The organism is Brevibacterium sp. FAM 24630, assembly GCF_049804075.1.
Taxonomy (GTDB): domain Bacteria; phylum Actinomycetota; class Actinomycetes; order Actinomycetales; family Brevibacteriaceae; genus Brevibacterium.
The window spans coordinates 26,575-37,137 of record NZ_JBNBZD010000030.1; the positions used below are offsets into that span (position 1 = coordinate 26,575).

At 66.5% G+C, this 10,563-nt stretch carries 10 protein-coding genes; 8 read left to right on the forward strand and 2 right to left on the reverse strand.

The genetic code is table 11. The features are described from left to right. Positions 1–79: 79 nt before the first annotated feature. A complete protein-coding gene (locus tag ACPUD7_RS16355; protein WP_425120500.1) occupies positions 80–400 on the reverse strand; it encodes a 4a-hydroxytetrahydrobiopterin dehydratase in 321 nt (106 codons plus the stop codon). An 80-nt stretch (positions 401–480) separates the two neighbouring features. On the opposite strand from ACPUD7_RS16355, the gene ACPUD7_RS16360 reads away from it, so the two are divergent. From ACPUD7_RS16360 to ACPUD7_RS16385, 6 genes are all read left to right on the forward strand, one after another. Continuing rightward, the gene (locus ACPUD7_RS16360) at positions 481–1,866 is read left to right on the forward strand and encodes a GntP family permease (RefSeq protein ID WP_425120501.1); all 1,386 of its coding nucleotides are present in this window, start codon (positions 481–483) and stop codon (positions 1,864–1,866) included. A 333-nt stretch (positions 1,867–2,199) separates the two neighbouring features. Beyond that, the gene (locus tag ACPUD7_RS16365; RefSeq protein WP_425120502.1) at positions 2,200–3,036 is read left to right on the forward strand and encodes a GntR family transcriptional regulator; all 837 of its coding nucleotides are present in this window, start codon (positions 2,200–2,202) and stop codon (positions 3,034–3,036) included. Beyond that, entirely contained in the window at positions 3,033–4,238 is a 1,206-nt protein-coding gene (locus tag ACPUD7_RS16370) for an anhydro-N-acetylmuramic acid kinase (protein WP_425120503.1), read from the forward strand. The genes ACPUD7_RS16365 and ACPUD7_RS16370 overlap by 4 nt, the downstream gene beginning before the upstream one ends. Positions 4,239–4,341: 103 nt before the next feature. Further along, positions 4,342–5,853: a sodium:solute symporter gene (locus tag ACPUD7_RS16375; protein ID WP_425120504.1), complete on the forward strand. Its 1,512-nt coding sequence runs from the start codon at positions 4,342–4,344 to the stop codon at positions 5,851–5,853. Then, positions 5,850–6,824 (forward strand): N-acetylmuramic acid 6-phosphate etherase, encoded by a 975-nt coding sequence (murQ, locus tag ACPUD7_RS16380; protein ID WP_425120505.1) that lies wholly within the window; start codon positions 5,850–5,852, stop codon positions 6,822–6,824. Before ACPUD7_RS16375 ends, murQ begins: the two co-directional genes overlap by 4 nt. Next, positions 6,821–7,879, forward strand: a complete 1,059-nt coding sequence (locus ACPUD7_RS16385) for a BadF/BadG/BcrA/BcrD ATPase family protein (RefSeq protein WP_425120506.1) — start codon at positions 6,821–6,823, stop codon at positions 7,877–7,879. Before murQ ends, ACPUD7_RS16385 begins: the two co-directional genes overlap by 4 nt. 79 nt (positions 7,880–7,958) lie before the next feature. On the opposite strand, the gene ACPUD7_RS16390 is transcribed toward ACPUD7_RS16385, so the two are convergent. Next, positions 7,959–8,492, reverse strand: coding sequence for a GNAT family N-acetyltransferase (locus ACPUD7_RS16390; protein ID WP_205683345.1), 534 nt, complete (start codon positions 8,490–8,492; stop codon positions 7,959–7,961). A 141-nt stretch (positions 8,493–8,633) separates the two neighbouring features. Between ACPUD7_RS16390 and ACPUD7_RS16395 the strand changes: the two genes are divergently transcribed. Then, the gene (locus ACPUD7_RS16395; protein WP_425120507.1) at positions 8,634–9,962 is read left to right on the forward strand and encodes an FAD-dependent oxidoreductase; all 1,329 of its coding nucleotides are present in this window, start codon (positions 8,634–8,636) and stop codon (positions 9,960–9,962) included. Positions 9,963–10,050: 88 nt separating this feature from the next. After that, positions 10,051–10,302, forward strand: coding sequence for a PspC domain-containing protein (locus tag ACPUD7_RS16400; RefSeq protein WP_135539996.1), 252 nt, complete (start codon positions 10,051–10,053; stop codon positions 10,300–10,302). Positions 10,303–10,563: the final 261 nt, after the last annotated feature.

A 10,563-nucleotide genomic window follows, 5' to 3' on the forward strand; every position in this document is an offset into this window, starting at 1 on the left:
CCGAAGGCACGGTTCGTACTCGGCCGTGCCGTTCGTGGCCCCAGCTTGCCGGTGCCCGGTGCGGTGGCGGTTGCGCCCGTCAGTCCGCGTTCGGGTCCGCCTTCACCCCCGCCGAGGCGGCCAGCTGGCTGATCGTGCCCGCGAGGTCGAGGTCGCGTTCGGTTACGGCATTCGTGTCGTGGCTGGTCAGCTGGATGTCGACGTGGGGGAACGTCAGGGTGATGTCGGGATGGTGGCCGGCATCCTCGGCGGCTGCGCCGATCTTATTGATGAGGTCGAGGCCGGTCGCAAAATCACCGGTGAGCAGTCGAGTGCTGATCGTGTCATTCCGAGCCTGCCAGTCGGCCAGACCATTGTTGTTGAGGGCGGCAGTCAGGTTCTGTCCGGTATATGCAGTCATGGCTTCATGCTAGGGACTTCACGGTCGCGCGTGAACCCCTTGTGTCTGACTCCCGTAGGCCGGGGCGTAACGTTGCGCCAGTGATTGGCTCAACCGCATACCTCGTGACGCTTCTCTTCGCGTCGATCGCGCTTCTCATCCTCCTCATCAACTGGAAGACGAAGCTGCATCCGTTCCTCGCCCTCCTCATCACCTCTGCGGTGACGGCGCTTGCGGCCGGAGAGGAGGTCGGCAAGATCCCGGAAACGATCGTCGCCGGAGCCGGGGACACCCTCGGCGAGACCGGTGTCGTTGTCGCCCTCGGCGCGATGCTCGGTCGGCTCCTGGCCGACAGCGGCGCCATCCAGCGGATCGCAAACCTCGTCATCGAGCACTCCTCACCGAGGGTCGCCCCGTGGATCATGACGGGGGTCGCCTTCATCATCGGTATCCCGATGTTCTTCGAGGTCGGCCTCGTCGTTCTCATTCCGGTCATCTATGCGGTCGCGTCCCAGCTGGAGAAGAAGACCGGCCAGAAGAAGCTGTGGTACCTGCGGATCCTCGTCCCCGCTATCGCCGCTCTCGCCTGCCTCCACGGCATGGTCCCGCCCCACCCGGGACCGCTCATCGCCGTGTCCGGACTGGGCGCAAACGTCGGAACGACGATCGGACTCGGCCTCGTCTGTGCGATTCCCACCGTCATCCTCGCCGGCCCGGTGTACGCCCGCTGGATCGCCCCGCGCGTCAAGCTCGAACCGACCGCCGACCTCATCGACCAATACACCGGAGCCCGCGCCGAGGTGGACTCACGGGAGCTGCGAACGATCCCCATCTGGCTCGCTTTCGTCACCGTCCTCGTCCCCGTCGTCCTCATGCTCGTGCACACCGTGGTGCAGCTCGTGGCGCCGGAATCGTCCTTCGAACCCGTCGCCGAGGTCATCGGCAACCCGGTCATCGCCATGCTGGCAGGAGTCATCTTCGCCGCGATTGCGCTCGGGTGGACCTCGGGCATGGGCGGAGAGCGGATCCGCAGCTCCTTCGGCGACAGTCTCAAATCAATCGCCGGAGTCATTCTCATCATCGGCGGAGGTGGTGCCTTCAATGAGGTGCTCAAGGATTCGGGAATCGGCGACGCCGTCGTCGGTGCGACCTCTCACCTGGAGCTGAACCTCATCCTGCTCGGCTGGTTCATCGGCATCCTGCTGTCGTTCGCCACAGGATCGGCGACTGTGGGAATCACCTCGGCGACCGGCATCGTCGCACCTCTCATCGGTGATCACTCCGGGGCATACGTGTCTCTGGTCGTCATCGCGATCGGTTCGGGCTCGATCGGCCTGAACTGGGTCAACCATGCGGGATTCTGGTTCGTCAAGGAGAGCTTCGGCATGACGATCGGCCAAGCGACGAAGACTCACATGATGGTCCAGACCCTCGTCAGCGTCTTCGGGCTGATCTTCGCCTTCCTGCTCTCGCTCCTCTTCGTCTGACCGCCGTCAGGGAGCCACCGTCGGGCACTCAGAATCCGCCGCCCAAGGCATCCCTCAGGCGGAAAGTGCGTCAGGTAGCGCGAAGCTCGAAAAAGTCGTCGCCAGTGAGAACTTTTTCGAGCTTCGCGTTACTTGAGAGGTGCGTGCACGGAATTTACGTGAGTGGTGACAGGCGGAACGCCCAGCCGCGCCGCGCGCCGCCCGGCCCGGCCTCACCCAGTTCCGCTTCGGCTGGGTTCACCGCGTCGCGTGCTGCGCGGCTCCGTCGGCTCTGCGGCACAAAATAGACCAGTGGTCTTGAATTCAGTGTGTGACCTGTGACTCAATGGTGGGGTGACGAAGTTCCACTCCATCCGGGATCAGCTCCTCGACCGCCTCGAAGAGATGGTCGCTGGCGAACAGTTCCCGCCCGAACGCCAGCTCGCCGAGACGCTGGGCATCTCACGGATGACCCTGCGCCGGGCGATCGACGAACTTGTGGCCAAAGGCGTCGTGAGGCGTCGGCACGGCACCGGGGTCTTCGCCCTCGGCCCGAAGCTCGACCAACCGCTGGCCGCGAGTTCCTTCACCGAGGACATGCTCGCCCGCGGGATGCGACCGGGCTCCCGTGTGCTCAGCTTCGACACCGCTGCGGCCGGAACGCACATCGCCCGCAGGCTCCACCTCGATGCCGGCGAGGAGGTCGTGGCGATCGTGCGCCTGCGGCTGGCCGACGAGGAGCCGATCGCCCTCGAAGAGCTCCATGTCCCGTCCTCCCTGGTGCCGGGGCTGTGCGCCGAGGACCTGGAGAACAGTTCGTTCTACGTATTGCTTCGCGAGCGCTTCGGCATCAGCCTCAACCACAGCGTGCAGACGATCGAACCGACTCTTCTCGACGCTGCCGAGGCCAAGCATCTCGGCGTGGACGAACTCTCCGCCGCGCTGCTGTTCGAACGCACCTCCCGCGGCTCGGGCGATGTGCCCTTCGAGTTCGTCAGGTCCGTCTACCGCGGTGATCGCTACAAAGTCCGCACCGAACTCACCGTCCCCGACCGCACATCCGTCGTTTCGGGACCAACCGACACCGAAACCGACCATGTGAACCCCGACTACACACCCGTCCGTTCGGGACCGACAGACAACAAATCCGACCACGCGAACCCCGACCACACGGGAGACGACCAGCCATGATCATCGCCGGACTCATGACCGGAACCTCCGCCGACGGCCTCGACCTCGTCATCGCCGAGTTCCTGCCCGACCCCACCGTCGGCTCCGACCTCGTCGGCGCGGACCCGAGCACTCTGGACGTGCGCATCCTCGCTGAACGCGAAACCCCGTTCGACGAGGAGCTCGGCGCCGACATCCTCCGCCTCCTGCAGCCGGCCGACATTCCCCTGTCCCTGGTCAGCAGCGTCGACGCTCGGCTCGGACGCTTCTCCGCCGAGGCTCTGTCCGAACTCTGCGCCGAGCACGACCTGCGCCCCGACCTCGTCGTCTCCCACGGGCAGACGGTCCGGCACGACATCAGCGACGGGCACGTCACCTCGACCCTCCAACTCGGGCAGCCGGCCTTCATCGCTGAGAGGCTCGGCGTTCCCGTGCTCTCCGACGTGCGTTCCCGCGATGTCGCCGCTGGCGGTCAGGGTGCTCCGCTCGTCGGGATGCTCGACTCCCTGCTGCTGGCCGATGCCTCTGCTGCCACCGCGGTGCTCAACCTCGGAGGGATCGCGAACATCACCGTCGCTGCCCCCGGTCAGGACTCCATCGCCTTCGACACGGGACCGGCCAACGCCCTCATCGACGTCCTCGCCCGCCGCATCACCGACGGCACGCAGAACTGCGACCGGGACGGTGCGCTCGCCGCTTCGGGCACCGTCGATGAGGCGCTGCTGAGCGACTTCCTCACCGAGCCCTACTACGGGCTCCCAGCCCCGAAATCGACGGGCAAGGAACTCTTCCACGCCGTCTACCTCGACTCCTTCCTCGACGCCCACCCCCACCTCGGCGAGCGTGATCAGATCGCCACGGTCACTGCGCTGAGCGCGCGCACCATCGCCGAGGCGTGCCGACGTCACGATGTCACCACCGTCATCGCCTCCGGGGGTGGGACGAGGAACCCGGAGCTCATGCGCCTCCTCGGCGAGGAGCTGGGTGCAGGGGTCGAACTCACGAGCACCGACGTCGCTTTCGGGCTGCCCGAAGGAAGCAAAGAGGCTCTGCTCATGGCACTCATCGGGTGGCTGAGCTGGCATGGCCTCGACGGCACCGAACCGAGCCTGACCGGGGCGACCGGCCCGCGCATCGCCGGGCGATTCACCCCCGGGCCCGGGCCGCTGCGCCTGCCCGAGCCGCTCCACCGACGACCGATTCGGCTGAGACTGACCGACTGATCAGGCGGCCCATCCAGCAGCGCATTCCATCCCGGCCACAGCACGACCCGCCCCAACCACAACACGACCCACCCGATCCACCCCCTCTATCAAGGAGAGACCAATGCAGATCATCGACCTCCTGGTGATCATCGCCTATCTCGTCGCAACGGCGTGGCTGGGACTGGCGTTGAGCGGAAAGCAGAGCAACCTCAAGGGCTACTTCCTCGGCGGCCGCGACCTGCCGTGGTGGGCGGTGTGCATGTCCGTCGTCGCCACCGAGACCAGTGCCCTGACGGTCATCGGCATTCCGGTCATGAGCTACCTCGGCGACCTCAACTATCTGCAGCTGGGCTTCGGCTACATCCTCGGCCGCGTCATCGTCGCCTTCTTCATGCTTCCGCGCTACTACGACGGTGAGATGGTCACCGCCTACGCCTACCTCGGCAAGCGCTTCGGCACCTCGACCCAGACGACGGCGGGTGTGACCTTCCTCTTCACCCGTCTCCTCGCCGACGGCATCCGGGTGCTCGCCTGCGCCATCCCCGTCAAGGTCATCCTCGACGGGCTCGGCATCCACACGAACTACTTCGTCATCATCGTCGTCCTGTCCGTGGTCACGATCGCCTACACCTTCATCGGCGGCATCAAGGCCGTGGTCTGGGTCGATGTCGCACAGATGTTCCTCTACGTCATCGGCGGTCTGCTCACGATCGTCGTCATCTCTGCGGCGGTGGGCGGCAGCTGGCTCACCGACGCGATCGACGCGGGCAAGCTCAACGTCTTCGTCTTCGAAGGCAACCCGCTCTCCGCGGACACGTCGTTCATCCCCTCCTTCCTCGGCGGTGCCGTCTTCGCGATGGCCTCCCACGGCTCGGACCAGCTCATCGTCCAGCGTCTGCTCTCCTGCCGGTCGAAGCTCGAGGCGCAGAAGGCCCTCATCTGGTCCGGTGTCGTGGTCGTCGTCCAGTTCGCCGTCTTCCTCGCCGTCGGACTCGCTCTCTGGGCCTACTACAACCACGCGCTGCCCGCCGATCTCGGCCTGACCCGCGACGACGAGATCTTCCCCCGTTTCATCATCGAAGGCCTGCCCACGGGAGTCTCGGGGCTGCTGCTGGCCGGCATCCTCGCCGCCGCGATGTCGACGCTGTCCTCCTCGCTCTCGGCACTGTCGTCCTCGACCGTCAACGACGTCTATGCGAAGCTCAAGCGCACTCCGATGACCGATGCGCAGGGCTTCACGGTCGGGCGTTGGGCGACGATCGGTTGGGGCGTGGCCTTCATCCTTCCGGCCACCGTGTTCCAGTCCGATGAGGGCAACATCGTCATCCTCGCCCTCGGCATCGCCGGCATCACGTACGGCGGTCTGCTCGGCGCGTTCGTCTTCGGCATCGTCAACAAGCGGGCCCGGGCCGTGGACGCGAACATCGCATTCGCTCTGGCCGTGGCCGTCAACGCGTTCTTCTTCGTCATGGAGAAGTACGTCACCGGTGAGGTGTGGGTGGCGTGGCAGTGGTATCCGCTGCTCGGCGTCCTCGTCACCTTCGTCGTCGGCGGCCTGCTCGGCCTGCGTCACAAGACGCGGGTCGTCGAAGAGTCCACCATCGCCGAGGCGGAAGGAAGCAACCGTCCATGACCTCCTCCCAGCGTCGGCTCTCGCCGACCGAGCAGCGCAATCCCGCGAGCTCCGGACTCGACGACCTCGACACCCTCGGGGTGCTGCAGGTGCTCAATTCCGAAGACCGCGCGGTCATCGACGCGGTCGCCGCGGCCCTGCCCCAGTTGGCCGAGCTCGTCGACATTGCGGCAGAGCGCCTGCGCCGAGGCGGTCGTGTCCACTATTTCGGCGCCGGTACGTCGGGTCGGCTCGGTGTCCTCGACGCGAGCGAGCTCCTGCCGACGTTCAACCTCGAACCCGGCCGGGTCATCGGGCATATCGCCGGCGGCCGGGCGGCCCTGGTCAACGCGGTGGAGAACGCCGAGGACTCCGAGGCCGACGGACGCGCAGTCGGGACCGAACTCGGACCCGATGACGTGGCGATCGGCATCGCCGCCAGCGGGTCGACGCCCTACGTGGGCGGGGCACTCGACGCGGCTCGGACCGCGGGCGCGCACACGGTGCTCATCTCGAACAACCCGTATGCCTCCCTGGCCGAGAAGGCCGAGGACCACATCGTGCTGGACACCGGGCCCGAGGTGATCACGGGATCGACGCGGCTCAAGGCCGGTACCGCGCAGAAGCTCACCCTCAACGGGTTCTCGACCGCGCTCATGGTCGCGTTGGGGCGGACGTGGGACAACCTCATGGTCTCGGTCGTCGCGACGAACGACAAGCTGCGCGAACGCACCGTCCGCATCCTCCGGGAGGCCGCTGACCTCGACGATGCGGAAGCGAGGTCGCTGCTGGAACGCTGCGACGGCGATCTCAAGACCGCCATCGTCGTCTCTTTCACCGAGGCGGCCCCCGCCCGGGCGACTTCGACACTGGAGTCCCATGACGGATCCGTCAGGGCCGCGATCGCTGATCTTGTCGGGACGAGCACATCGTCCGAAGCCGGTGACAGCTCCGGACCGGACAACGCCGGCCCGGGTACCGTGGGCGCATGACCCTGATCCTCGGCATCGACATCGGCGGCACCGGCAGTCGCGCCGCGCTCGGCGAGGTCGATGAAGCGGGCTCTGCCCCACGCGTCATCGACCAACTCACCGGCCCGCGGATCGAGGTCGGGCCGAGCGGCAGCAACGTTCTTCATGTCGTCCGGGAACTTGTGAGAACGGCGTCGGAGACGTGGACTGACCGCTTCTGCGAAGTGGGCGGCATCGGCATCGGTGCGACCGGCATCGCCTCTCTTGCCGAGGATCCGTCCGATGTCCTGGCGGAGATCTCAGCCGACCGCTGTGTGCCTGCGGTCGCAGCCATTGACGCAGTCACCGCCCAGCTCGGAGCGCTCGGCGGGACCGGTGGGGCGATCACTGTGCTCGGAGCAGGGGCGATTGCCATCTCCCATCCGGGCCCGGACGAGACAGGTAACTGGTCTGCCGACTGGTCGCGAGCCGACGGCTGGGGCCACCTCTTCGGCGATCGCGGGGGAGGAGCGTGGCTGGGACGTCATGGTCTCGAACTCGCTCTGCGCACTCACGACGGAATCGACGAACACGGGCGCACACTGCTCGAGGCGGCCACCCGAAGATTCGGTTCTCCCGCCATGTGGCCGAGCCAGTTCTATACGCGCAGCGACCGAGCCGGGCTGCTCGCCGAATTCGCCGTCGACATCGCCGACTGTGCTTGCTCCGGCGACGCGACATCTGCCGATCTGCTCCGCGAGGCGGGGAGAGAAGCCGCCCGCAGCGCGCTCGCCGTGGCACGCGCCGCCGACTCCGGTGGCCGATCATTCCCGATTGGCGAGGGCAGCACATCCAGTGCTCCCGTATTCTCGCTGCACGGCCGGACTGCCGATTCGCCGATCCGCATCGCGCTCACCGGGGGACTCGCGGCCGCCGGCGGCCGCCTCGTCGAGGGATTCCGCACCGAAGCAGCACGTCTGCACCCGAACGTCACCATCCTCGAGCCCGCCGGCGGGCCGCTTGATGGCGCACTCACGCTCGGCCGCCTCGGTGCCGGTGGGAAGCTGAGTGCACAGGAACGGACCGTCTGGACCTGACAGGGCCTCAGGTAACGCGAAACTCGAAAAAGACGTCGCTGGAGACGACTTTTTCGAGTTTCGCGTTACCTGAAGCGAATCAAGCCCGTCCCGGCCGCACCATCCGCACCTCGCGGACGCCGTCGTACTCGTCGGTCTTGACGGTTCCATCGGCGACGAACCCGTTCTTTGCATAGAACGCTTGGGCCCGGGGGTTCGGGTCGGCCACCCACAGAGCCGTTGTTGCAGAGGGGTCGAGGACGGCGTCGAGGAGGTCCTGCCCGACACCCGTTCCGTGTACGGATCGATAGGCATAGAGGACGTAGAGGTGCCGATCCTCGGGGCGAAGCGCCTCGGTGCCTCCGCCGGCGGGTTCGCCATCGTTTTGCGGGGGACCGGACATGGCGATGCCGACGATCTCACCGTCGTGCTCGGCTGCCGCGCAGATAAACGCAGATGGGGCCGCCTCGGTGAGGATGTTGGTCCACATCTGCCGCCGTCGATCGATGAAGTCGGGGGCGTCGAGCAGCTTGTCGGGCATGATCCCGCGGTAGGTCTCGAGCCACGTGTCGACATGGACGCGCGCCATGGCGGCGGCATCGGCGGGGACGGGGCGTCGGACAGTGGGAGCCATGACTGGATGTTACCTGAGGGCACAGGCTGCCGGAGTGCGCTTCGGCGTAGCGGTCCCGCAGACCGACGCCCGAGACCTATACCCAGCAGCAGCCCCGAGGTCTACTCTGGACACTGGAACCAACCAGCGGAGGAGGGTGTCATGGCCGACACCGAACACGCAGACTGCATCATCGCCGGAGGTGGTCCGGCCGGCGTCGTCGCAGGGCTTCTGCTTGCCCGCGGCGGGGTGAAGGTCATGGTGATCGAGAAGCACACCGACTTCTTCCGCGACTTCCGCGGCGACACCATCCATCCCTCAACCCTGCGGCTGCTCGACGAGCTCGGACTCTACCGCGAGTTCGCCCGCATCGCTCACCGCCGCGTCGAAGGCGTGACACTCATCGGACGAGACGGCAACGATGTCCTCCTCGCCGACTTCACCCGCCTCGACCTGCCCCACCCGTTCATGACGATCGCACCCCAGTGGGACTTCCTCAACCTGCTCGCGAAGGCCGGGGAAGCCGAACCGAACTTCGACCTGCGGATGGGGGTCGAGGCCACCTCGTTGATCTGGGACGGCGATCGTGTGGTCGGTCTGCGTGCGCGCAGCACCGCCGCCGAGGCGGTGCCTCCGACCGAGGCCGGCACCATCCCGACAGAGGGAGCCGCCGCGAGACCATCTGATATCGCCCAGGCAGGGCCGTTCGAGTTCCGGGCCCCGCTCGTCATCGCCGCCGACGGCCGGTGGTCGAAGGCCCGCGCCGAGGCGGGGCTGTCCGTGCGTGAGCTGTCGTCGACGATCGACGTGTGGTGGTTCCGCATCGACACCGAGGCGGATCTGCCCGACTCCGTGGCCCCGCGAGGTGGTGACGGCAAGGTCTTCGTTGCGATCCCGCGCAGAGGTCATGTCCAGATCGCCCGCATCATCCCGAAGGGTGCCGACGCCAGACTCCGCGCCGAGGGCATCGAGGCGCTGCGCGACGCCGTCGCCGAGACCTACCCGCAGCTTGCCGGGGACGTCGGCGCCGTCGAACTCGACGATGTGAAGCTTCTCGACGTTCGCCGGAACGAGGCCAGGCGATGGTTCGCCGAGGGGCTGCTGTGCATCGGCGATTCGGCGCACGCGATGAGTCCGCTCGGGGGAGTCGGGGTCAACCTCGCGGTGCAAGACGGAGTCGCCGTCGCCCGGGTGCTCGCAGAACCGCTGCGCTCAGGAACGGTCAGCCCGGCGGATCTGCGACGTCTCCAGCTCAGACGGCTGCCGACCACCCGTGCCGTCGAAATTCTGCAGTCGGGCATCCACCGGATGGTCGAACCCGCCGTCCACGGTCGGCGCCCCATCCGCCCACCTGCACCGATCGAGTGGCTGCTCACGACTTTTCCCGCACTCACGCGCGTGCCGGCGAGAATCCTCGGTGTCGGCATCACGCCCGAGCACGCCCCGGACTTCGCTCGGCGTGAGGAACCGGCCTTCGAGGGAGCACGATGACCGAGGACCGCGGACTCCGGTTTCCCTCACTCTGCTTCGACGGTCAGCACCAGTGCCTCAGCACATACGGGTCCGTAGAGTCTCAGGTATGAACTCAATCTTCGACTCCATCCGCAAAGTCAGTTTCCGACGCGGGCCCGACCGCATCCTCGGTGGTATCGCCGGGGGCCTCGCCGAGGTGACCGGCATCAATGTCTGGCTCATGCGCCTCATCGTCCTCGCGTCGTTCCTGCTCCCCGTGCTGGGAATCGGTGCCTACCTCGTCGCATGGATCCTCACCCCGTGGCAGGACGATTCGATCCCGCTTCAGCAGGTCTTCGGCGGCCCTTCGATTCGCTGACATCTCATTACCTGATTCGGTGAGTGTGTCTGCGAACGTGCAGTTCAGGCCGGGTACCGACGATGTGGGTTGCGCTAGCATAATAAACACGGAATGGTACCGTGAAAAATGCAAAGTGAAGTCCCACGCGTGACGAAGGAGAATCTCAATGAAGTTGTCAAGTGCTTCACCCCGGTATCGGGGAGATTCCTTGACCGAACATTGTGCGGTCTCGCAGCATCGCCCAGAGCACGTTGATGCGTCGGCGTGCCAGGGCGAGGA